The 24,064-nt window shown below is 41.1% G+C and carries 22 protein-coding genes; 9 read left to right on the top strand and 13 right to left on the bottom strand.

The window, feature by feature from the left end; all coding sequences use genetic code 11:
* The first annotated feature begins 260 nt into the window (after positions 1 to 260).
* Positions 261 to 4,064 carry a bifunctional proline dehydrogenase/L-glutamate gamma-semialdehyde dehydrogenase PutA gene (gene putA / locus CWC18_RS15360; protein ID WP_138675616.1) on the top strand — a complete coding sequence of 1,268 codons (3,804 nt, stop codon included), beginning with the start codon at positions 261 to 263 and terminating at the stop codon, positions 4,062 to 4,064.
* Between the two features lie 161 nt (positions 4,065 to 4,225).
* Entirely contained in the window at positions 4,226 to 5,425 is a 1,200-nt protein-coding gene (locus CWC18_RS15365) for an HD-GYP domain-containing protein (RefSeq protein WP_138592550.1), read from the top strand.
* A gap of 24 nt (positions 5,426 to 5,449) precedes the next feature.
* Here CWC18_RS15365 and CWC18_RS15370 read toward each other — a convergent pair whose 3' ends face one another.
* Positions 5,450 to 6,511, bottom strand: a complete 1,062-nt coding sequence (locus CWC18_RS15370) for a general secretion pathway protein GspB (protein ID WP_138675617.1) — start codon at positions 6,509 to 6,511, stop codon at positions 5,450 to 5,452.
* Between the two features lie 8 nt (positions 6,512 to 6,519).
* Positions 6,520 to 7,434, bottom strand: coding sequence for an ExeA family protein (locus tag CWC18_RS15375; protein WP_138592548.1), 915 nt, complete (start codon positions 7,432 to 7,434; stop codon positions 6,520 to 6,522).
* Between the two features lie 118 nt (positions 7,435 to 7,552).
* Between CWC18_RS15375 and CWC18_RS15380 the strand changes: the two genes are divergently transcribed.
* Positions 7,553 to 8,665: a tRNA nucleotidyltransferase gene (locus CWC18_RS15380; protein ID WP_138675618.1), complete on the top strand. Its 1,113-nt coding sequence runs from the start codon at positions 7,553 to 7,555 to the stop codon at positions 8,663 to 8,665.
* 427 nt (positions 8,666 to 9,092) lie between these two features.
* A complete protein-coding gene (locus CWC18_RS15385) occupies positions 9,093 to 11,996 on the top strand; it encodes a TonB-dependent receptor domain-containing protein (protein WP_138592546.1) in 2,904 nt (967 codons plus the stop codon).
* 322 nt (positions 11,997 to 12,318) lie between these two features.
* Here the strand turns inward: CWC18_RS15385 and CWC18_RS15390 are convergent, their stop codons facing one another.
* The 3 genes from CWC18_RS15390 to folB are packed head-to-tail and all read right to left on the bottom strand — an operon-like array spanning position 12,319 to position 13,963.
* Positions 12,319 to 13,122 (bottom strand): undecaprenyl-diphosphate phosphatase, encoded by an 804-nt coding sequence (locus CWC18_RS15390; RefSeq protein ID WP_138675619.1) that lies wholly within the window; start codon positions 13,120 to 13,122, stop codon positions 12,319 to 12,321.
* Positions 13,119 to 13,607 carry a 2-amino-4-hydroxy-6-hydroxymethyldihydropteridine diphosphokinase gene (folK, locus tag CWC18_RS15395; RefSeq protein ID WP_138592544.1) on the bottom strand — a complete coding sequence of 163 codons (489 nt, stop codon included), beginning with the start codon at positions 13,605 to 13,607 and terminating at the stop codon, positions 13,119 to 13,121. The genes CWC18_RS15390 and folK overlap by 4 nt, the downstream gene beginning before the upstream one ends.
* Before the next feature lie 2 nt (positions 13,608 to 13,609).
* Entirely contained in the window at positions 13,610 to 13,963 is a 354-nt protein-coding gene (folB, locus tag CWC18_RS15400) for a dihydroneopterin aldolase (protein ID WP_119862239.1), read from the bottom strand.
* Between the two features lie 112 nt (positions 13,964 to 14,075).
* Here folB and plsY point away from each other — a divergent pair, with 112 nt between their 5' ends.
* The gene (gene plsY, locus CWC18_RS15405; protein ID WP_138592543.1) at positions 14,076 to 14,663 is read left to right on the top strand and encodes a glycerol-3-phosphate 1-O-acyltransferase PlsY; all 588 of its coding nucleotides are present in this window, start codon (positions 14,076 to 14,078) and stop codon (positions 14,661 to 14,663) included.
* On the opposite strand, the gene tsaD is transcribed toward plsY, so the two are convergent.
* The 3 genes from tsaD to CWC18_RS15420 all read right to left on the bottom strand — a co-directional run bounded on the left by tsaD (position 14,660) and on the right by CWC18_RS15420 (position 16,655).
* Positions 14,660 to 15,673: a tRNA (adenosine(37)-N6)-threonylcarbamoyltransferase complex transferase subunit TsaD gene (gene tsaD / locus CWC18_RS15410; RefSeq protein ID WP_138592542.1), complete on the bottom strand. Its 1,014-nt coding sequence runs from the start codon at positions 15,671 to 15,673 to the stop codon at positions 14,660 to 14,662. The two genes, plsY and tsaD, sit on opposite strands and share 4 nt — an antisense overlap.
* Before the next feature lie 75 nt (positions 15,674 to 15,748).
* Positions 15,749 to 16,339: a YjaG family protein gene (locus CWC18_RS15415; RefSeq protein ID WP_138675620.1), complete on the bottom strand. Its 591-nt coding sequence runs from the start codon at positions 16,337 to 16,339 to the stop codon at positions 15,749 to 15,751.
* Positions 16,332 to 16,655, bottom strand: coding sequence for a DUF2007 domain-containing protein (locus CWC18_RS15420; protein WP_138592540.1), 324 nt, complete (start codon positions 16,653 to 16,655; stop codon positions 16,332 to 16,334). Before CWC18_RS15420 ends, CWC18_RS15415 begins: the two co-directional genes overlap by 8 nt.
* A 44-nt stretch (positions 16,656 to 16,699) precedes the next feature.
* On the opposite strand from CWC18_RS15420, the gene CWC18_RS15425 reads away from it, so the two are divergent.
* The 3 genes from CWC18_RS15425 (at position 16,700) to CWC18_RS15435 (ending at position 19,691) form a co-directional block, all read left to right on the top strand.
* Complete coding sequence (locus CWC18_RS15425; RefSeq protein ID WP_138592539.1) at positions 16,700 to 17,095, top strand: DUF2721 domain-containing protein; 396 nt, start codon at positions 16,700 to 16,702, stop codon at positions 17,093 to 17,095.
* 62 nt (positions 17,096 to 17,157) lie between these two features.
* A complete protein-coding gene (locus CWC18_RS15430) occupies positions 17,158 to 18,684 on the top strand; it encodes a DUF3369 domain-containing protein (RefSeq protein WP_138592538.1) in 1,527 nt (508 codons plus the stop codon).
* Positions 18,685 to 18,794: 110 nt separating this feature from the next.
* Positions 18,795 to 19,691, top strand: coding sequence for a LysR family transcriptional regulator (locus tag CWC18_RS15435; RefSeq protein WP_138675621.1), 897 nt, complete (start codon positions 18,795 to 18,797; stop codon positions 19,689 to 19,691).
* Between the two features lie 166 nt (positions 19,692 to 19,857).
* Here CWC18_RS15435 and ubiA read toward each other — a convergent pair whose 3' ends face one another.
* The gene (ubiA, locus tag CWC18_RS15440) at positions 19,858 to 20,730 is read right to left on the bottom strand and encodes a 4-hydroxybenzoate octaprenyltransferase (RefSeq protein ID WP_138675622.1); all 873 of its coding nucleotides are present in this window, start codon (positions 20,728 to 20,730) and stop codon (positions 19,858 to 19,860) included.
* The gene (locus CWC18_RS15445) at positions 20,711 to 21,262 is read right to left on the bottom strand and encodes a chorismate--pyruvate lyase family protein (protein ID WP_171041126.1); all 552 of its coding nucleotides are present in this window, start codon (positions 21,260 to 21,262) and stop codon (positions 20,711 to 20,713) included. Before CWC18_RS15445 ends, ubiA begins: the two co-directional genes overlap by 20 nt.
* A gap of 174 nt (positions 21,263 to 21,436) precedes the next feature.
* Between CWC18_RS15445 and CWC18_RS15450 the strand changes: the two genes are divergently transcribed.
* Positions 21,437 to 21,832: a flagellar basal body-associated protein FliL gene (locus CWC18_RS15450; RefSeq protein ID WP_138592534.1), complete on the top strand. Its 396-nt coding sequence runs from the start codon at positions 21,437 to 21,439 to the stop codon at positions 21,830 to 21,832.
* Between the two features lie 7 nt (positions 21,833 to 21,839).
* Here the strand turns inward: CWC18_RS15450 and glpG are convergent, their stop codons facing one another.
* The 3 genes from glpG to tdh form a co-directional block, all read right to left on the bottom strand.
* Positions 21,840 to 22,652 carry a rhomboid family intramembrane serine protease GlpG gene (glpG, locus tag CWC18_RS15455; protein ID WP_138675624.1) on the bottom strand — a complete coding sequence of 271 codons (813 nt, stop codon included), beginning with the start codon at positions 22,650 to 22,652 and terminating at the stop codon, positions 21,840 to 21,842.
* Positions 22,649 to 22,966, bottom strand: coding sequence for a thiosulfate sulfurtransferase GlpE (glpE, locus tag CWC18_RS15460; RefSeq protein ID WP_138675625.1), 318 nt, complete (start codon positions 22,964 to 22,966; stop codon positions 22,649 to 22,651). Before glpE ends, glpG begins: the two co-directional genes overlap by 4 nt.
* Positions 22,967 to 23,033: 67 nt before the next feature.
* Positions 23,034 to 24,059, bottom strand: a complete 1,026-nt coding sequence (gene tdh, locus CWC18_RS15465) for an L-threonine 3-dehydrogenase (RefSeq protein WP_119862228.1) — start codon at positions 24,057 to 24,059, stop codon at positions 23,034 to 23,036.
* Between the last annotated feature and the right edge of the window lie 5 nt (positions 24,060 to 24,064).

Consider the following 24,064-nt stretch of genomic DNA (forward strand, 5'->3'; position numbering starts at 1 on the left):
CCCAAAATAAAACAGCATATACTGCTTATTCTCCGATAGAATGCCTGAAAAATTTGATACTAAACACAATGCATATTGACTAAAACTTACACACCGTCTAAGGGTGTGATAATGTTGAGCCAACACCTGCATTAATTAACTATGTTGTAATTAATTAGGCGCTGATCGCGCCACGATTTTGTCTGACCCAACTTACCCTATGTCTGACCAAATACGTGTTAATTACTTGTGTTTTTGACTCCTTTTCCTGAGGGTTCCTTATGCTTTATAACGGCGATTTAATAACTACCTGTCCTATTCGACAAAAAATCCGTGACTTCTACCGTATTGATGAAGAGCAAGTGATCGATCATATTTTGCCGCTTGCTGAAGTAGGCGTTACGGCTCGAAGCCGTGCATGGGAACGCGCACGCCAAATAGTCGTAAATATTCGTAAAGACCAAGATGGTCAAAATGGCGTGGATGCACTTTTAAATGAATTCTCTCTTTCTTCAGAAGAAGGGGTGGTATTAATGTGTCTGGCTGAAGCATTGCTTCGTGTACCAGACAAAGAAACTCAAGATAACCTTATTCGTGACAAATTAGCGAATGGTGACTGGAGCTCTCATTTAGGAAGTAGTGACTCTTTATTTGTTAATGCATCAAGCTGGGGCCTACTGGTTACCGGTAAAATAGTTAACTACACAGATAAAAATAAAGATCAGCAATTCGGTGTACTTAAAAAGACCATTGGCCGCTTGGGTGAGCCGGTGATCCGCAAGTCTGTGAACTTTGCCATGAAAATCATGGGTAAGCAGTTCGTCATGGGCCAAAATATCGACGAAGCAATTGAACGTGCTGCTGAAAAAGAGCAAAAGGGCTATGTATATTCTTACGATATGCTCGGCGAAGGCGCGCGCACCATGGCAGATGCCCAGCGCTACTTTAATAGCTATATGAATGCGATCCATTCAATAGGTAAAGCAGCGAATGGCCGTGGCCCAATCAAAAGCCCAGGCATTTCAGTTAAGCTATCGGCTATTCACCCTCGCTATGAATTCAGTCACCGTGACCGTGTACTTACCGAAATTGTACCTAAGCTAAAAGAGCTTGCGCTAGCTGCTAAAAAATATGACATTGGGTTTACTGTCGATGCTGAAGAAGCAGACCGTTTAGACATCTCATTAGATGTAATTGAAGCAGTTTTCTCTGATGATGAACTGGGTGATTGGCAAGGGTTTGGTCTAGCTGTACAAGCCTACCAGAAACGTGCGATTTTTGTGGTTGAATGGTTGACTGATTTAGCCCGCCGTGTTGGTCGTAAATTAATGGTGCGTTTGGTAAAAGGCGCATACTGGGATACAGAAATTAAAACCACGCAACAAGATGGTTTAGATCACTTCCCTGTATTTACACGTAAAGCAACAACAGATGTATCATACAAAGCCTGTGCGATTAAATTACTTGAAGCACGAGATGTATTATTCCCTCAGTTCGCAACACATAACGCTTACACTGCGGCGACAATTCTTGAAGTAGCAAAAGGCGATAACAAAGGCTTTGAGTTCCAACGCTTACACGGTATGGGCGAATCTTTATTCGATCAAATCGTTGAAAAAGACAATGTACAATGTCGTGTATATGCACCAGTTGGTCAACATGAAGATTTATTGGCTTACTTAGTTCGACGCTTGCTTGAAAATGGGGCTAACTCGTCATTCGTAAATGCCATTGTTGATGTTACTAAGCCAGTCGAGTCTTTATTGCCTGATCCAGTTGAAACCCTACAAAGCTTACGCAATAAATTTAATACTCAAATTACGTTGCCTATTGAGCTTTATGGTGCTGAGCGTGATAACTCAAGAGGCATGGATTTAACAGACATCAATGTTATTTCGCCATTAAAAGACAACTTAGACAAATGGTTTAAAGATAACCGTATCACTGAAGCGGATGTTAAAGAAGGCTTTTTAGCGGTTCGCAACCCAGCAAATCATACTGAGGTTGTCGGTCAAGTGCCACTGCACCAGAGTGATGAAATGCAAGCTATGCTGGCTAACGCTGACACTGCATTTGCAAGTTGGTCTGAGACGCCAGTATCTGAGCGCGCAGAACTATTACGCCGCATTGCCGACATACTAGAGCGCCATCATGATGAGCTCGTGGCAATTTGTATCAAAGAAGCTGGTAAAATTACCCAAGACAGCGTTGATGAAGTTCGTGAAGCCGTCGATTTCTGTCGTTACTATGCTGCGCGTGCTGAAGAGCTCTCTGAAGATGAGCGCTTTGAAGCCCGTGGGGTTATTTTATGTATTAGCCCTTGGAACTTCCCTCTAGCCATATTCCTAGGCCAAGTTGCTGCTGCGATTGTGACGGGGAATACTGTAATTGCGAAGCCTGCTGAGCAAACCAGTATGATCGCGCTACGTTGTATTGAGCTAATGCAAATTGTTGGGTTACCTGAACATGTTGTACAAGCGGTTATCGCACGCGGTAGCGAGGTAGGTAAGCACATAGTCCCTGATGAGCGTATTCAAGCCGTGATGTTCACTGGTTCTACCGAAACAGGTACGTTAATTTCACAAATTCTTGCTGAACGAAATGACATTCAAGTTCCTCTGATAGCCGAAACCGGTGGTCAAAACTGTATGATCGTTGACTCAACGGCTTTACCAGAGCAAGTGGTTGATGATGTAATTTCATCTGGTTTCCAAAGTGCGGGACAACGGTGTTCGGCGCTGCGAGTTTTATTCTTACAAGAAGACGTGGCTGATGGCATTATTAAAATGCTAAAGGGCGCGCTGCAAGAATTACATATCGGCGACCCAGCTCAGCTTGATACTGATGTTGGCCCAGTCATTGACGAAAAAGCACTGAACACGCTGACTGCACATGTTGAGTACTTAAAAGCCAATGGCAAGCTCTTATTTGAATCGCCAATTCCTGATAATTCAGAAAATGGTGCATTCTTCTTTGCCCCGCGTTTATACGAAATTGCAGATCTATCAATATTAAAACGTGAAGTATTCGGTCCTGTTGTACACGTTATTCGCTATAAAGCCAACGAGCTAGACAATGTTATTGATCAAATCAATAACACCGGTTATGGCTTAACAATGGGTGTTCATTCACGTATTGAAGAGCGTTGTCGCTATTTAGCTAAAATGTCTAGAGCGGGTAATGTATACGTAAACCGCAATATGATTGGGGCGATTGTTGGCGTGCAACCTTTTGGTGGACGCGGCTTGTCAGGAACAGGCCCGAAAGCGGGTGGACCAAACTACTTATATCGTTTGGTTAAAGAGAAAGCCTCTCCAGACAACGTGCAAATGACCAACTTAACCGCAGATGAGTTAGAAACGCATAACTTCCCTGGTGCAACAGAGCAAGTTGATCGCTTAATGCGTAACTCAATGCGCGATGAGAAAATTTGGCGTGCAACCCCTTTAAATGATCGGGTGTCAGCTGTTCGCCAATTACTGGCTAAAATAGCAACGGTTGAGATCATTGACGACTTAGCCGACGATTTAGCCAAAACATTGGCTGATGCACGTACCCAACTTAACCGTTTAGAAAAACGCATGCGTAATCATACCACTTTACCGGGTCCGACAGGTGAGTCGAATACCTTGCACCTTGAAGCGCGCGGCTGTGTGGTGTGTTATGCCGATAAGAGTACTTCATTTAACTTCTGGGCTATTTCTATCATTACAGCGCTTGCGGCGGGTAATACCGTGATAACCGTGGCATCAGAGCTGTTTTATGAAGAAGCACAAGCATTTAGAAATAAGTTTATTTCTACTGGCATTGCAGAAGGTGTGTTCCAAGTTGCTAAACCAAACCAGTTATACGCGGTACTCACCCATCCGCATTTAGCAGGTGCAGTTGTTGCTGCACGTTCATCACGTTTAGGTTACTTCAGTCAGCACTTAGCTGCTCGTAGCGGTGCAATTTTGCCCGTTATCAGTGCAGAATACTATGACACGCTGATCAGCCGCCTCGTGACGGAGAAAACCATCAGTATTGATACAACGGCATCAGGTGGTAATACCTCACTGATGACCCTAGTTGAAGACGACGAATAAACCATTACAAACATCATGGACATAAGTTACTTTTAGCTTATGTCCATTCCCACCTCACACTTCTTTTTGTTTACAATCAATAAAAAGCCACCCTTTATCACTACCTTTTTTGCTGTTCTTTGCTAGGCTTATAATTCTCACTCTCGTTTTTAGGGCTCAAGATGAAAATAATAAATATCAAGGACTTGAACCCAGGTATGTTTGTGGTTGGTGTTATTAAGCAAACTGGGCATATCAAAATTAAAAACCAAGGCTGGGTGAAAACACAAAAAAGCATCGACAGCTTAAAGGCTACTGGCGTACTTGAAGTAGAAATAGATCCGAGTAAAACCCTTCATGAAGAAGCTCATAGCGATGTTCCCCCTTGTGACATGCCAGAAGCAGTCGATAGCGTAGTAAATCCATGGCATAAATCGACCAGTATGGACTCTGAGTTAACCCAAGCGGCTAAGCTATATGACGAAGCCAAAAATTTACAAAAAAAAGCCTTTAAAGATCTCCAATCAGGCAGCACTATTGATATCTCAGCGTTCAAAGAAACCGCTCATGGGCTTATTGATTCGGTATTTCGTAATCAAGATGCTCTGGCCTGTATTGCCCGCATAAGAGAAAAAGATACCTATCTATTAGAGCACTCCATTAATGTGTCGATTTTAATTAGTATTTTTGCCAAACATATGGGGTTAGAACGCTCGGTCATAGAGCAAATGACAACTGGGGCATTGTTGCATGATATCGGTAAAGTACATATTCCTGATACCATTTTACAAAAACCGGCCCAATTGAGTATCGAAGAATTTGAAGTCATGAAGCAACATGCGAAATACAGTTATGATATCGTGATGAACGCACAACTAGGTAAGATCGCAACGGAGATTGCAGGCTATCATCACGAGCGCTTAGACGGTTCGGGCTACCCATTTGGCTATGAAGCCAAAGACCTATCTCAATATGTGAGAATGGCCGCGATTGTAGATGTATATGACGCATTAACGGCTGAACGTGTATACAAGGTAGGCATGACCCCTGTCAAAGCATTTCGCCTCCTAAGAGAGGAAACACCGCACCACTTCGATACAGAGCTGCTTAATGTGTTTATTAATGCTATTGGCGTGTACCCTGTTGGTACACTGGTTAAACTGACCAGTCAACGAGTCGGCATTGTCAGCGGGAGTAATCCAGACACCCCACTGCAACCCATTGTGAAAGTATTTTACCACGCCAAACATATGCGCTACATTGAAGTAAAAGATATTGATCTTGCTAATAAGCGGGTTAATGATGGTTTAGAAGCAGCAATTAAACCGGAAGAATTTAGTTTGGACCTCTTAAAATTTTTCCGTCATTCCATGCTGCCGTGAAGAGCGTAAGACCAACCCACTATTTCACAGTGGCCAATCTTGCATCGCTTTTAATGTGAATTCATAACCATCAAAGTTAAACAACGCTTGCTCCGGCGTTATCTCCAACAACTGCAGCGCACCGATACTATCGCCTTCATACAATTCTCTATTGTTAAGCTTTATCCAACGTTTGTCAGCCTCAGTTGCATAAATATGTGCTTGGTAACGCAATCTCGGAATACTATTTTGCAAACCTGCTGGTAACAACTCTACTGGTGCCGCTTTTGCTGAGTCTTTACTTGTCGCTATCACCTCACCACTATTGTTACCTTCAGTATCAGAAACGGCCTGTGCAAACGCTTCTTTAAGTTCATCCGATACATTATCGAGCTCAGGATCAGAGTAAGGCTTTATAGCGCTATTCGCAGTGTTTCCTGCTGCTTGATACTGGTTACTGCCATTTATGGTTGCTCTGCTTGGCTGAACTAAATCTTGCTGAACTAGTTGTGGTTGAACTAAGTTCGGTTGCAATATCACACCCGATCTTACCACGTTGGGCTGTAAAGCACTTGGATGTAACAAACGAGGTTGTGTAAGCTGCTGACTTGGCACTGCCATAGGGCTACCCAAATGCTGGCTATTGACCGGTACTAAACGCTGCTCATACACCGCTTGCCCAGAAACATTGACACCAATTTGTACTGATACCCACTGATACTGCATAGGTTGCTGTCCTTGTGTCATGGGCTGATTAACGACACTCGCGGTGTTATTAACCGCACCTTGAACTAGATTAGGCGCAGACATAGGGTTACTGGCTGACTCCGTTGGCGCTATTTTTTTAGGCACGGTTGATTGTGCTGAGAGAACACCCTGTTCAGTCACAACTGTAGGCTGTTCACTATTATGCAGTGTTGATGTTTGCACAAATTTGCCTGCCGCAAACCCCGCAGCCATTGCACCACCAAAAAGCACAATACCACCAAGCCCAAAAGATAAACGGCGATAAAAGTTCAACTGCTTTTGATGTTGATAAGCTAAATGAGACGGTTCAGAACTCTCTGTTTTTTCTGATTGTTTTAAAGCATTAAATAAGTATGACATTTTTATCACTATACGATATATGACAGGCCAAAACCTGAGAAGAACAACAGCGTAAATGCTGAAACAACACGCCACGTGTAGCTGCGTTTCACACTTGCCTCTTGTGGCACTAAACCAAGCGGTAAAGCTTCTTGTGCAGCTTGCTCTGCAATCACTTTATTTACTACTTGTTGTTGTGCCGAAAAAGCCCCTAACAAACAACGGTCCGCAAGCAGGTTTAGTAACCGAGGGATCCCAGCCGTTACTTTATGCATAAAAGCAATCGCATCATGATCGAACAGCGTTGCTTTACACCCCGCTTTATTTAAGCGATGTTGAATATACGCAAACACTTGTGCTTCACTCAGAGGTAACAAATGATACCGCGCCGTGATCCGCTGCGCCAATTGTCGTAATTCATTACGCTGCAATAATTGTTGCAACTCAGGCTGCCCAACTAACACAATTTGCAACAGCTTTTTATGGTCGGTTTCTAAATTTGTTAACAATCTGAGTTGCTCTAGCACCTCAGGTGCAAGATGTTGAGCCTCATCAATGATCAACATGGTGTGGCCACCTTGCTCATGATTGGCTAACAAACGTGCTTTAATCACATCGGTTAAACGCTTGAGCGTTGCCTGTTCAGCATCATAGTCAATGGAAAATTCATCACAAATACTGGCTAACAACTCCATTTCAGATAACGCAGGGTTTAATATAAAAGCAACTTGTGTGCTCTGTGGTAATTGTGCCAGCATGCTTCGGGTTACCGTTGTTTTACCGGTACCGACTTCCCCAGTTAAAAGAACAAACCCACCAGCATCCCCCAATCCGTAGGTTAAATGTGCCAGAGCTTCTTTATGCCTATCACTCAAAAATAAGTATTGCGGGTTTGGGGCAATCGAAAAGGGTTTTTCATTCAACCCAAAGTAGCGTAAATACACGTTGTGTCTCTTTATTGTTATGATGCACTCTATAATGGCAAAAAAAGCCAACAAGTTAAAACCTTGTTTCCAATTTTGTGAAATTAGTTTTACCCCTAGGGTATAATTTGAGGAAAACATGAAAGTATATTTAGTGGGAGGTGCTGTTCGTGATGCACTACTGGGCCGACCAATCGTTGAAAGAGACTATGTTGTGGTTGGGTCAACGCCTGCAAAAATGATCGCCTTAGGGTACAAACAAGTAGGCAACGATTTCCCCGTCTTTTTGCACCCTGTCAGTCAAGATGAATATGCCCTAGCACGAACAGAACGAAAAAATGGCCAAGGCTACGGTGGATTTATTTGTGATTTTGAGCCGACGATCACCCTAGAGCAAGATTTATATAGACGCGATTTAACGGTGAATGCGATAGCGCAAGCCGATAACGGTACTTTAATTGACCCCTATAACGGCCAACAAGATCTAAACAACAAAATACTGCGTCATGTAGGCCCCGCTTTTTGCGAAGACCCATTAAGGGTTTTACGCGTCGCACGATTCGCAGCACGTTATCATCACTTAGGGTTTTGTATTGCTGATGAAACAATGGTGCTGATGAAAAACATGGTACAGCAAGGAGAACTAAAAACACTCACACAAGAGCGAGTCTGGCTAGAAATAGAAAAAAGCTTAGGAGATGGATCCATTGAGGTTTTCACAACAGTATTATCTCATCTAAATGCCTTAAATGATGTTCAGCCATTATTAGTACAGTGGAGTGACGACGCACATCAAAAACTAAACGCCCAACTAACTCAAGTACCAAAGTCAGCTCCAAACTATAAAGTGATCTTATTTTGTTTATGGCTTCAACACGCATGTGTAACTGAACTCACAGGAATAGAGCAAACTCTAAAAATTCCCAGTAAATATGCTGTCGCATTGAGGGATTACTGTGAACATACGACAACGTTAATGACATCCCCCTCGCCCAATGACCTATTGAAACTATTTAACAGTATTGACCTTTGGCGACGACCAGCGCGCTTCGAACTACTTATTGATATAATGCGTTTTACAGTCGGGTTTAAAAAAAGCCAGAGTGAAAAATTAAAGAAAATTGCTCAAGAAACTCGTTCCATAAGCGCTCAAGCAATTATTACCAAAGGGTTTCGTGGCGCACAAATAAAAAAGCAGCTTACTAATGAACGATTATCTCTAATAACACTCTTAGTTAATTTACACCCATAAGAGTACACTGACATCAATAGGGAGCATAAAAGTTCCCTATCGAGAAAAAAATATCCGAACGAATAAAAAAAAAGCGGTAAAATTAAAAATTTAATAACATAGACTGAACATTCAAGCTGCTTAATCAGCCTAATAGTTTGAATAATCATTTCTTTTTTGAAAATTTAATTCACATCAACGATAACATTCAAATTAAAAATCACTCACTGTAAAGCTTTGGTTACACCACCATACTGCTACGAAACCAGCAAAAATGCGCAGAAAAACAAAATTACAAACCTACATAAACATCATCCACAAAATAAAAACAAAACCAACAACTACCTAAGTCCCACTTGTTACATTTAGATGTGCTAAAAACGCAGCATAAGCATAACCGCACTTACAAAAGTAAGTGGGGTCCGTAACAACAATTGAAAAAGGTCTTATGTTGAAGAAGTTAAATCTATTAGCTGTAGGTATCAAAGCAGCACTATTAACTGGCGCGGTATCAGGTTCAGCCGTCATGGCAAGTGATTCTGGCGAAGCAAAAAAAGTAGAACGTATTCAAGTAACAGGTTCTAAAATTAAACGCTTTAACCTAACATCACCGACTCCAGTAACTGTTATCAGTGGCGTGGAATTAGAAAACCAAGGTATTACCAACGTTAATGACTTACTAGCAGAAATGCCACAAGCGACTGTGGGACTTTCTCCTGAGACAACAACTAACTATATCTTTTCGTCTGGACTAAATACGACTGATTTACGCGGCCTTGGTTCAGAGCGGACATTAGTGTTAGTAAATGGTCGTCGCTTTGTGCCAGGTTCAGTAGGCGGAACTGCTGTCGATTTAAACAACATCCCAACGTCAATGGTTGCACGTATTGAAATTGCCACAGGTGGTGCTGCTGCCGTATATGGTGCAGATGCTGTTGCGGGTGTTGTAAACATCATTACTAAAAAATCAATGGATGGCATCGAAGTTGATGTATCAACAATTCGACCTGAGCAAAGCGGTGGCGAAGAAAACTTTTTCTCAATCACAGGCGGAATGGAAGGTGACAAACTATCGTTCATTGCATCACTGAATTACACCGAAAATAAAAGCTACACACAGCTGAGCCGTGACTTTATGCGCACACCTGTCAATAGCTATTTAAATCCAGCAAATACAAGTGGCGAAGACGGCATTCCAAATAGAGTTGTATTAGGTCAGCCTACTGCCTTGGCTTACTATTCTGAAGGCGGTGACTTCTTCACTCAAGGTGGATTTGATGACAACGCATTTAATAACCATCATTATACTTTTGATGAAAATGGTAACGTACGTGCTTTTGATTATGGTCTAGGCCGTATTCCTAACCCGGGTGTTGGTAATCCTTCCCGCCACTATATTCAAGGCGAAGGTCAACAAGGTGATGGCGTATTTGGTCACGGCTATAAAGATTACTTTCAAACCCCTCTTGAGCGTGTTATTGCTTCAGCGTACGCTACATATCAATTACATGATGAGCATGCACTGACATTTGACTTTACTTACTCAAATACAGAAGCAACATCAGAAAGTAGCCCTGCATTTTTCCGCCATACAATCCGTCGTGATAATGCCTACATGAAAGACGATATGGCTAAGCTGCTTGATGACAATGGCTTAACATCAGTAACACTGCGTCAAGCAAACGAGCATCTTTGGGGTGACCGTACATACGGGCAAGAGCGAGAAGTGTTTCGTACCTCTATTGGCGCAGAAGGCTTTTTAAACGACGATTGGGGCTACAGCGCCTATGTTCAATATGGTCGTATTGAACAAGACACGCTATGGGAAGGTGAAGTTTTAACTCAAAACCAAATCAATGCAATTGACGCAGTTGAGTACAACGGCGAAATCGTATGTGCTGACCGAGATGCACAAGGCAATGTCATTGGTGCTTTAGCGGGTTGTACACCATTTAATACCATGGGTGCAACATCAGCAACACAAGAGCAAATTGACTACATTGGCACTACCGCAACACGTTTTGCAAAGCACGACCAAGTCGTATTTGCCGTAACAGTTGATGGTTCTTTATTTGAACTACCAGCAGGCTATGTTGCTGCGGCATTTACAGCGGAGCACCGACGTGAATCAGTAACAACGACACCATCTGAAAATATGGAAAAAGGGCTAATTTTTGGTAACTCTAGTCTTGCTATGAATGGTGAAATTGAAGTAGACGAACTTTCTACTGAAATCTCTATCCCGCTTATTGAGGGCATGCGTTTTGCGCAAGACTTAACGCTTGAAACAGCATTCCGTTACATGGATTACTCTGTAACGGGTGCTGATGATGCGTGGAAGCTTGCCTTAAACTGGGGTGTAACAGATGATTTACGTGTTCGCTTAAACCGCTCAAAGTCAGTAAGGGCACCAAACCTAGGTGACTTATTTACGCCAAACTCTAAGACGTTCGATTCTGGCCGAAAAGACATCTGTCGTGCCGATTCAATTACCGCTTCAGGAAGTGAATTTAAAGACAATGTGATCCGCAACTGTGCAGCGGATAACATGCCTACAGGCTGGATGCCAACTGATGAGTGGTTAGCTGGTGGTAGCTTGCCTGGCTATATTCGCGGTAATGAAAGCCTAGAGAACGAAGTGTCTAACGACCATACAATTGGTGTTATCTATACGCCTTCTTTCGTTGATGGCTTAGATTTCACTTTAGATTACTGGTCATTTGAAATCGATGGTGCGATAGAGTACTTTGGAAGAGATGCTGTTCAATATTGCTACGAGTCAAACTCATTAGACAACCCATTCTGTGGTAACGTAGTTCGCAATGAGCAAACTCGTAACATAGATTACTTCATAGACAAGCCAATCAATGCCGCGCAGTTTGCACGTAAAGGCTTCGACTTCGAATCAGCATATAGAACTGATATATTCAATGGTTCTCTTGCGGTTAAGTTCACAGCAACCTATTTAACTGAAGCGACTGAGAACTCAACTGGTCGATCTGATGACCTTCGTGTGAACTTAGGTGAAATGGAGTCTCCAAGAATTAAAGCACGTTTATCATCAACGTATGCTCATGATGACTCGGCATATGTGTTAACTGTTAATTACCGTCACTCGACTGTAGAAAGCAACACGTGGACACTTGAAGACAACAACTACAACGATATTCCGTCGTATACTACTTTTGACTTCATGTATAAGACTTACCTATTGGATGAGTTACAACTACGTGTTGGTATAAATAATTTGTTGGATAAGGCTCCACCACGTAATCCATTTGCATATGACGATGGTGAATTCTTCGATGTTAAAGGACGTCGTATTTCTTTAGGTGCTAAATACACTTTCTAAATTAAGAAATAACCCATAAGTAATACCTCAACGCGCTGATTTTTTATCGGCGCGTTTTTATATTTAGCTGAGTTATTCATCCATTTTTATCACTGTCATTTAAACAGTGACCATCACACGCACTATCATCTTCCCTAGTCGCTAGCTTAAGGCTAATAGTTCAGTTCCACTTCCCCTTTTACGTCACGCCTATTCATATAGTTTGTATAGTAAATGGCTGGTACTGGATCCACTAATCAGACTTCAACGAAATAAAAGCCAAGCATAAAAAAAGCGCTTAATGCGCTTTTTTCACTCAAATAACTCGACCTGCTTAGCGTCGCTATAACAGCAGGAATGCAAATAAGCCCAACCCCAATAATAATCTATAAACAACAAATGGCATCATGCCCATTCGCTCTATTACCTTTAGGAAAAAGTGAATACAAAAATACGCAGAAACAAAAGACAATACAGAACCCAGTAGTATGGCGCTCCAATCTATGATTTCATCTGAAGATGCTAACTTAAAAATATAGTAAGAGCCTGCCGCTGCAATGACTGGGATTGACATTAAAAAAGAAAACCGTGCCGCACTTTGTTTGTTTAGGCCCATCAATAGCCCCACAGTCATAGTGATCCCTGATCGTGATGTACCAGGGAACAACATTGCGACAACTTGCGATAAGCCTATTAATAATGCGCTGACCCAGTTTAACTGGTAAAGCGTTTTTATCTGCTTAGCTTTGACGTCTGCGTACCACAGTAACAAACCAAAGACGATGGTAGTCGTGGCAATAATGTAAGCGTTACGAGAATACACCTCTACAAAATCTTTGCAGAAATAGCCGATGATCAACGAAGGAATAGTCGCTAATAAAATCCACCAGCCAAGTTGGCTATCTTCTGTTTGACCTTGCTGACCAAATGACTTATACCACGCATTTAATATTTCACCGACTTCTTTACGAAAATAAATGATAACGGCGATAAGTGTTCCCACATGAACAGCAACATCAAATGCTGTACCTTGATCATGCCAACCCAATAATTGCGATGGCAAAATTAAATGTGCAGAACTAGATATAGGTAAAAACTCGGTTAATCCCTGAACCAAAGCCAATACAATAATTTCAATCAGACTCATTGCGACTCAAACTCCACTTTCCATAATTTTTGTTGTGGGTTGTGATAACCCCGATAGATTTCTTGTATTGTTTTCTGCTCGGTAGGGTGATAAAAATCAGCGGCAATTTCTTGCAAAGGCAACAAAACAAACGCATTTTTAACGACTTCATCTCGAGGCAATTGTGCGGGGCTGTCGCACACGACATCATCATAAAATAATAAATCTAAATCTAGTGTACGAGGGCTGAACTTTTTATCTTGCTGTGTTCTACCATTCTCTAACTCAATACGCTTTAAAAGTAGACAAACGTCATCTAGTGCCATATCTGTGTGCGCACCGAGCACGGAGTTATAAAAATTACTCCCAGCAAAACCAACCGCCTCACTTTCATAAACACTCGAATGAATACTATTAGGAAAATACGTTAAAAGTGTATTTAAGCCCACGGCTAAGTTATGTTCTTTATTGACGTTAGAGCCCAAACTAATATAAATCTGCGCCATTGTTATTTCTTTTTCCGTGTAATTTCCACACCAACAGTTTTAGCTGCAGGCACCGCTGCCGGTTTACTGACGCAAATAGACACTTGGACTACATTAAATTCAGCTAAAATAATCGCCGCGAGTTGCTCAACTAACGTTTCTAATAACTCTACTGGTTTACTGATTGTATGCGCAATGACACGTTCACTCACTTTGGCATAATCCACTGCCAAGCTAATATCATCTGATTGAGCAGCAGCCGAAATATCGGTCAACATCTCAATATCAAAGTACAAGCTTTGTTTACTTTCCTTCTCAAAGTCGTAAACTCCTATTATGGTTTCGACGTGTAGTTGTGAGATATAGACCTTATCCATTCATACTCCAGCGATGACGTAACTCAAATTAAGGTTGTTTTAATGCTTGAAACCAACCTACAACAACGTTCGATCATAGCCCAAAACTTAGTAAGACAAAATAAGGAAACGTGTGTTAGTTAGTTTAATCTGTATTTGTGCGTACTTAATTGGCTCAATTTCGTCAGCTGTACTCGTTTGTCAGGTATTTGGTTTAGCCGATCCTCGCTTTGCAGGGTCGAATAATCCAGGGGCAACAAATGTACTCAGGCTTGGAGGAAAGTTACCTGCGGCATTAGTACTTATTTTTGATATTTTAAAAGGAACTATTCCTGTATGGGGTGCTTACTTTTTAGAAATTGAACCTGTTTGGTTAGGCGCCGTGGCTGTGGCTGCCTGTTTAGGTCACATTTACCCCATTTTCTTCCACTTTAATGGTGGTAAAGCCGTTGCTACTGCATTTGGCGCATTGCTACCTATCGGCCTGTCTTTGGGTGGGATGCTCATTGCTACATGGTTATGTGTACTTTGGCTGACGCGTTATGCCTCTTTAGCGGCGATCATTACGGTAACCGCTGCACCGCTATACACATGGTTGATAAAACCGATATACACCATTCCGGTGAGTTTTTTAACCATCTTGATCATCATGCGGCATAGAGCCAACATTGCAAGGCTCTTAAAAGGTCAAGAGCCTAAAGTCGGTAAGAAAAAAAATTAAAGCGGCTTTAAGCTATCAAGTGGCCAACGTGGTTGAGTCTTCATATCTAACGGTGCGAATTGTTTCGCTTTTAAACGCTGCATTCCCGCGAAGGCAATCATTGCGCCATTGTCAGTACAAAACTCTGTACGCGGATAATAAACTTTCCCCTGCATGCCTTGCATGACTCGCTCCAGCTTGCCTCGTAGCTCCACATTTGCGCTCACACCTCCTGCAATAACTAAACTTTTTATACCAGTTTGCTTCAACGCCCTTTTGCATTTTATTGCGAGTGTATCTATTACCGCAGTTTGAAAAGCATGGGCTATATCAGCTTTGGTTTGTAAGTCATCGCCTTCAGAGCGAATGGTATTAGCAGCAGCCGTTTTTAAGCCACTAAAACTAAAATCAAGCCCAGGTTTATCAGTCATTGGTCTCGGAAATATAAACTTCTTTGCAATACCTTGCTCAGCTAGCTTCGCTAAACGCGGACCACCAGGGTAATCAAGCCCTAGTAACTTAGCCGTTTTATCAAAAGCCTCTCCCGCGGCATCGTCAACCGATTCACCTAGCACTTCATACTCGCCAATACCGGTCACTTTAACCATCATGGTGTGACCACCCGATACAAGCAATGCCACAAACGGAAATTCTGGTTGCTCTTCTTCTAGCATCGGCGCTAGTAAGTGCCCTTCCATATGATGCACTGCCACAGCGGGGATCCCCCAACCAAATGCCATTGAACGCCCGATAGATGTGCCCACTAACAATGCGCCCACTAAACCTGGTCCTGCCGTATAAGCCACACCATCCAACGACTCTGGACCACATCCAGCTTGTTTAAATGCAGCTTCAATTAGGGGGATCGTTTTTCTAACATGATCACGAGAAGCAAGCTCAGGTACAACACCACCATAATCAGCATGTACTTTGACTTGACTGTATAACTGATGTGCAAGCAAGCCTTGTTCATCGTCATAAATAGCAATTCCAGTCTCATCACATGATGATTCAATACCTAAAATTCGCAATGTACTTCTCCCACCTTATTTCAAAATATCAATTTTACCTTGAGCTGCTTTTGCTCAGCAAGTAAAACTGCAACGCTAAATTGTTATACCAATATTAGTTTGCCCATCAGCAGTCGCATGTTGCTTAAGTTCTTTTACACTCTCACTGGTGATCCGGCCCATTTGCTCCACAAAATCAATCAGCCCTGCTAATACCTCTATTTCGTATTGCATTATTTCATGCTCTCGCACAAGGCTATTGTCTGGTTCGATCTCTTCATTCTCCAGCACAAACTCAACATATCGAGCGACTGTGGCTTGAGATATTTTCGCAATATCAATAAATTCCTGTTCATCTTTGGCCATTAAACCATGCAGCAGACCCAATAAGGCAGTGGCCGTATCAATGGCTGGGTATGTGCCGAACATATCGAATAGTGATAGTTCAGGTACATTTGCCTCAACCTTATCAACTTGCTTTTCTAAATTAATTTTACTCTTAGGGAAAACAATAATTTCCCAACAGACATTCAACGTACTTTTCATCGTTGCCATGTCACCAAACCCGGTTGCATCACTAAATAAATCGTAATTCGGTAACATACGCTCAATGACCGCAGCGGCCAATACCGCCTTTTGTAGATAATTTAAATCTCGGATACGTTGGAAGTTATTTGCTTTACTCATGTTGTTTCCCACATTGCCAGCAATATTGAAATGCTGGGCCATTTATTTCACGGCACTGTATGCAGTGCCAATCTTCATGTAGCTGCGATTGTGCGTAGTTTAACAATATTTGCTGTGCATCGCGTAGCTTTATCTCATAGACATAGAGACTTAATTTTGCCTGCTCGGTTGGTATTTCACCAATGGCGCCTTGCAATGCACTACCCTTGATACGTGACTGAATTTTTGCTTGTGCAAAAAGCCCCTGCACAATATGTGCCTCCATCAAATTATCTGTAGTGAAAGCACATCGCCATTTAAAGTTATTTTCTGTCATACTTAACTTACCTATTGCAAAACGCTCTGTTAGAGGCATTAATTATGACACTCACAACACCTGGCTTGCTTTTTCCTGCAATCTCATTATTACTTTTAGCATACACGAATCGGTTTTTAGTGCTCGCACAATTAATTCGTGAATTAAATGCCCGCGAAGGCAATACCTTAAGGCCCCTCGTTAGAGCACAAATCGATAACCTCAGAAAGCGCATAAAGCTCATCCGCTTTATGCAAGTTTGGGGCGTTATTTCATTTTTATTATGTACTCTCTCTATGTTTGCATTATTCATAGATGTGGCATTAACTGGCATTATTTTATTTGGAGCAAGCCTGTGTTGCTTAGCGCTTTCACTGATTATTTCTTTATATGAAATTCACATTTCTTGTGATGCAATCGAAATAGAATTGCAAAATATCGAAAAAAAGCCCTCATTGTAATTAAGCACAGCCTCTTTTCATGACTATACTTAACGTGAGAGTAGTCTGAAAAAGGCCCACAAGTGAATAGTTTTCTTTTTTCTAATGAAGCGCTAGACGAACCGAATACCCAAGAACAACACGCTGATTTTTGGGATATTCTAGTTGTTGATGATGAAGAAGATATTCATCAAGTAACCAAGTTAGTTCTCTCTAATTTTAAATTCGAAGAGAAAACATTGCGCTTTCATCATGCTTACTCAGCAAAACAAGCTATGGAAATATTGCAAAGCGAAGATGAGATTTCCGTTGGGCTCATTGATGTTGTAATGGAAAGCAATCATGCTGGACTTGATTTAATTAAATATATTAGGAATGACATCGCCAATCATGATATCAGACTCATTCTAAGAACAGGCCAGCCCGGCGAAGCGCCTGAAGAATCTGTGATACGTGATTATGATATTAATGATTATAAAAATAAGACAGAACTTACAGCTGTTAAGCTCAAAACATTGCTCTACTCTGCATTGCGTTCCCATCGAGATATACAAACCATTGAGCGACATAAGCTAGGCTTAGAGCGAATAATTAACGCCTCATCCTCTTTTTTACAATGTGATAGTGTTCGAGATTTTGCCTCTACCATTTTATCACATGTAGCCGATGTGTTAGGCCTCAAAGACAATGATATTTACTGCGCAGCCGCAATTAATAACCAAAAAGATGCGGCAACTAAATTTAAGTTACTCGCAGCTTCTGGAGAAGGTATTGAACCTAACTCTGATGTCATCCCCAACAGTGTTAAAAACCTTTTTATTGAATCTCACAACAGTAAAACCTCCTGTAAAACACACCATGAGTATATTGGCTATTTCCCTTCTCGATGCGGCGGAGAGACCATGCTGTATGTCAGTAAGGAATCAGCATTGCAACATACTGACCATCAGTTGTTAGAATTTTTTTCGAACAACATTGCACTCGCCTATGATAATTTAAAGCTTAGAGAAACCGTAAAAGAATCACAGAAAGAGCTATCGTACATCCTGGGTGAAGCCGTAGAAAAGCGCTCAAAAGAAACCGGTTCGCACGTAAGACGAGTTGCTCACTATAGTATGTTACTTGCTCAATTATATGGGTTAAGTGATTATCAGTCAGAAATCATTAAGTTAGCTTCTCCTTTACATGACATAGGAAAAATAAGCATTCCTGACAATATATTGAACAAACCAGCGAAACTCACCGCAGATGAGTGGCAAATTATGCAAACTCATGCTCAAATCGGACATGAAATTTTACAAAGCTCTACCAATGAAATTTTACAATGTGGTGCTACAATTGCGCATCAGCATCACGAAAAATGGGATGGTAGTGGTTATCCGCAAGGATTAATGGGAGAAAATATTAACATTGTTGGAAGGATCACCGCGCTAGCAGATGTATTTGATGCCTTAGGTAGTGACCGATGTTACAAAAAGGCATGGCCTTTAGAAAAGGTATTAACATTGATACAATCTGAAAAAGCGAAACAGTTTGATCCTAAGCTTGTAGACTTATTTATGCAAAATATTGACCAGTTTATTGCGATAAGAGACCGTTATCCTGATTGAACTTTGTAAGCAAAATGTAAAAATTTCACTTTAAATTTTCCTGTAGCTGTATTAGTATTAGGGAAAATCACACAAATTCTGTGTATTGATGAAATTAAAAGGAATTTCGAATGAGATTTGAACAACTAGAACAGTTTGTTGCGCTAGGTAGTCTGCGTCATTTTAGACAAGCAGCTGAACAAACAAAAATCAGTACTTCGGCACTGACACGCAGCATCCAAACATTGGAAGATGAAATTGGGTGTGAATTAGTTAAGCGCTCGACCCGCTCAGTAAAGTTAACTGAGCAAGGAGAGTTGTTTCTTAACTACTGTAAAGCAACGCTTTCTGAGCTAGAACTCACGAAAAAAACGATTAAGCAAAGCTTGTTTGGTAGAGACCAACACAAGTTAGTGATTGGTTATACAAGTAAAGCGAGTGCCATAGTGCCTATGTCATGTGGCAAATTTTTAGCTGACTATCCGAATGTAAAAGTAGAGATGCAATTACAAGACGAAAATGAGCTAACAAGGAAGCTACAACTCGGTGAAATTGATATTAGTGTCTATCTGCAAAGCGCAAGTAATGTGATGAGCGATATACATTTACCAGATCAGCTTATTTTATTCGTATCAAAGCATCACCCGCTTGCAAGCAAAGACAGTTTAAGGCGCTCAGAGTTGTCTGATTTTCCTATGTATGGCTGCTTTTCGCAACTAAAACAAGTTCAGACTATGCTTAACGAGGCTGTTGAAGGGCTTAATAAATCAACCAGTATGAAAATTGGCAATATTGATCAAGTGATTGACGGACTTAAAAACTCAAACCACTTTGCTATTGCCAGCATTGAGCATTCAAAAACGATTGCACAAGACCCTAATTTAGTTCTTTTGAAAACAAATAAAGATGTTGATCACGAGCAATTAGTAGTGCAAACAAATCATCATGTGAATAGCGATAGTCATATAAAGCATTTACTAGAATTGATTGAGCAAACAGCACAAGCCCAATCCTGTGCTACTCAATAAAATTTACCTATGAACACAATAAAAGTAGAACTACCACCTTTTATTGTGTTCATTGACAAATTACACTTTATCAAACAAGTTACTTTAAGCACAATTGCAATACCTTCACTGTGCTTGAGTAACTCAACCTACTCCGTTAAATGACAAGCCCATCACGTACTGAACACTAAAGCGCCATTGAGGTAACTAGTCCCAGAAAAATAACCATCCCAACATAGTTATTGTTCAAAAATGCCTTAAAGCATGCAGCTCTATCACGATTAGTAATATTTTTTTGTTGATTAACAAGCAGTACAACGGCACAGCACACTCCTGCCCAGTAAGCAGTACCTAACTGTAATACATATCCAACAAATAACATTATTCCAATGAATAGCATATTCAATAAGGCAACCCAATGCCTATCAAATTGACCAAACAATATCGCCGTAGACTTCACCCCAATTTTTAAGTCATCTTCTCTATCAACCATGGCGTACATAGTATCGTAAGCGACAGTCCAGAGTAAATTTGCTACAAATAATAGCCAAGCTAACATTGGCACTGTGTCATTGGTAGCCATAAATGCCATAGGAATTGAACAACTATAGGCTGCACCGAGGACTACTTGAGGTAAATGCGTGAAACGTTTCATAAAAGGGTAACAAGCAGCCAGTGCAAGCGCGAGTAACGATAGTAAAACAGTATTAAAATTCAACTGAATGACGAGTAAAAATGCGACACTGATCAAACTAGCAAAGAGTGTTAACGCTTCACCAGGCTTGACTGCTTTACGTGCAAGAGGCCTTTGTGATGTGCGCTGTACAGCGCCATCAACCTTCCTATCTGCGTAATCATTAATAACACAGCCAGCACTACGCATAATAAAGACGCCTAAACTAAATACCACTATTAACTCTAATGGCGGCACTCCACGACTTGCAATCCACAAAGCACATAAAGTAGGCCACAGTAGCAACAATGTACCGATAGGTTTATCTAACCTCATTAGCTGGCTATATTCAGATAAATTACTTACTCTAAGTGCATTTAATTGCATCTTTTTCTCCAAATAAAAATACTTCACATACCATTATCTGTGACTGACCTTTGGTAAATATTCTGCGCCTTGCGTAAAAAGATTGCGAGGCTTGTGCGTTCTCTAACGTAAAGCATGAAATAGGTGTATTCTGGCCATTAAAATTACTAACTTCGAGCTCAGAACGGCCCCAACTCTCATCACTAAACAGCACCTCGCCTAGCGGCGTTTCTCCTAGCTCGCCAACTTCGTCCCAATAAGCAGCTTCAGTGATCCAACTTTGCGCATAGACGGTGGCAACATCGTCACAATAAAGCAAAACTTCGCGGCACAATACACGATGACTTTGGTTATCAAAGACCTTATTATGGCCTGAACTTGCTGTAAGCCATCTTTCTGATAACAGCTTGACACGAAAATGCTTACATCGAGCCTTTAACAAAGAGGTTAAAGACCCTTGTTCAAAAAGCAACATTGCAATTTCCGTCGATGGACAGTCTAATTTGTCAGTACTTTGCCAACAAAAATCAATAGAAAATGGATGTTCAAACACAATAAATATAGCCCTTATATACGACGGGCGATATCATACCATCGAGCACTGTAGCCACAAAGCAGCTTGAATTTATAGTTCAAAATTTGCAGGTTATCTGTAAATTTCTTTCAAATAAGTATACACTTACACATCACAAATTGATTGAGCAAACCTCAAGGACTTTAAATAATAATGAAGATGCATGCTTATTTAACTTTGGCGCTCGTACTACTAATTAGCAGTGTAAATGTTAAAGCTGAGTCCACAGTCGGATACTTTGGTTTTGAACCCGATATAATTACTAACTATATCGGTCAATCAAATAAAAAATTAGGCTACGTCAGGGTAACGGTCGACTTGATGCTCAATGATGTATCAAACATTGCAATTGTCGAGCATCACACACCGCTTTTACGAGATGCAATAGTGCAAATACTCAGTAAAGAACCCGAAGAGACAATTAAGTCGCTAACGGGTCGTGAAGAAATTCGTATGCGCTGTGCCGAAAAGCTAAAAGGCTTGCTCAATGAAGAAACTGGGCAAGAAATTGTCAGAGAAGTGCTCTTTACTAAATACCTTTATCACTAAACTAGTATTAAGCGCGTTTTAGCTTAGATAGTAAAGCTAATAGCATGCCGGTCAGCAAACCAAATAAATGCGCCCAATTTGCCATACTAATAAAAAATACATCTGTAAAACCAAATATCATCCATATAAGCATAAAGCCAACTACGGGCTTTTCAATTAATGCTTCCTGATGATTATGCTGCGCACTATACACCCAGGCGTACCCCAGCAATGCGTAAACTACTCCACTCAACCCACCAAACCTTGGGTCGACAAACAAATATTGTGCCCAGTTACTGACTAAACTACTTATTACAAATATCAAAATAAGTTGTTTAGCACCAACCCGCTTAATGATTTTATTTCCCAAGTGTAACCACCAAGCTAAGTTAAAAATAAGATGCAATGCGCTGAAATGCATTAAAGCGGGTGATACCCATGTTAATGGGGAGCGTGGATCGAACTGTAAAAGTGCATAAACCGCTTTTCCTTCAACAATATATAAACAGGAAAAAATAACAAGCGCGATCACAAAAATGGTCTTTAAGAAGTAATGTAACTCATTAAATCGTTTCGCTAAGTTCAGTGAGCCGCCTTTATACAAAAACTGTGTTTCTGTGTTCCCGGTGTGCCATGAAGCAGTTAAATACTTTTCATCATGTGGATTATCAACAAACTCATTCCAAAGCGGTATCGCACTGTGTTCTTCTGACTCTGGTACCCATACTTCGACATGCCAACCATCCATGCTTTTCAATACAGCATTGACGCCTTGGCGCTTAAAATAATCAGCAGCTCCTTGCACGGCACGTGGGTTATCTGAGGTACCAATTAAAATCATTTAGCTATAACACTCGGTAGTTCAGCAGCCCATTGTGTGAAGCCACCATCCATACTATATACCTCTTCAAAACCTTGCTCTATCAGGTAATTTGCAGCGCCTTGCGAACTTACTCCGTGATAACATACAACAATAATTGGCTGCTCAAATTCTTTTTCTTGCATGAAGTGACCAATATTGCCATTCGATAAATGCTCAGAACCTGGGATGTGGCCACCTTCATAGCTATTTGGGTCTCGGATGTCTGCAATAACGACATCATCTCGCTCAAGCATTTCGTGAGTTTGGGCAACTGAAATATGTTTACATGGCATAAATTTACTTCTCTCAAAATTAAAAAAGACGACCTGAGTCGTCTATTGCTAATAGTTACGATCTATATTAAGTCCAGTTTAAAATAACTTTCCCTGACTGACCAGAAATCATCGTGTCAAAGCCCGTCTGAAACTCATCAATATGAAATTGATGCGTGATAATCGGGTTTAGATCTAGCCCTGATTGGATAAGACTGGCCATTTTATACCATGTTTCAAACATCTCTCGGCCATAAATACCTTTAATAACCAAGCCTTTAAAAATAACTTGATTCCAATCTACTGCCATATCCGATGGAGGGATCCCAAGCATGGCAATTTTACCACCATGATTCATATTGTTTAGCATGCTATTAAAAGCAACAGGTACACCTGACATTTCTAAACCAATATCGAACCCTTCTGTCATCCCAAGCTCTGACATAACATCTTCAAGTTTTTCTGAAGAGACATTTACAGCGCGTGTCGCACCCATTTTTCTTGCTAATTCAAGACGATATTCATTAACATCAGTAATAACAACATGGCGTGCACCAACATGCTTAGCAACGGCTGCTGCCATAATACCGATAGGGCCAGCACCTGTGATCAATACGTCTTCGCCGACTAAATCAAACGACAAAGCCGTATGTACTGCATTACCAAAGGGGTCAAAAATTGACGCTAATTCATCAGAAATATTGTCAGGAATTTTAAATGCGTTAAATGCAGGGATCACCAGATATTCAGCAAAAGAGCCTTCTCTGTTAACACCAACGCCTGTGGTATTACGACACAAATGTACACGACCAGCACGGCAGTTACGACAGTGTCCACAGGTTATATGACCTTCACCAGATACGCGGTCACCAATGTTGAAACCTCTGACCTCTTGACCCATCTCAACAACTTCACCCACATATTCATGACCAACTACCATCGGCGTTGGAATGGTGTTTTGCGCCCACTCATCCCACTTATAAATATGTACATCAGTTCCACATATCGCCGTTTTACGAATTTTGATCAATAAATCATTGTGTCCCATCTCCGGTTTCGGAGCATCGGTCATCCAGATCCCAGGTTCTGCTTTTAACTTAGATAACGCTTTCATACTTT

Source organism: Pseudoalteromonas aurantia, assembly GCF_005886875.1.
GTDB lineage: Bacteria > Pseudomonadota > Gammaproteobacteria > Enterobacterales > Alteromonadaceae > Pseudoalteromonas > Pseudoalteromonas aurantia_A.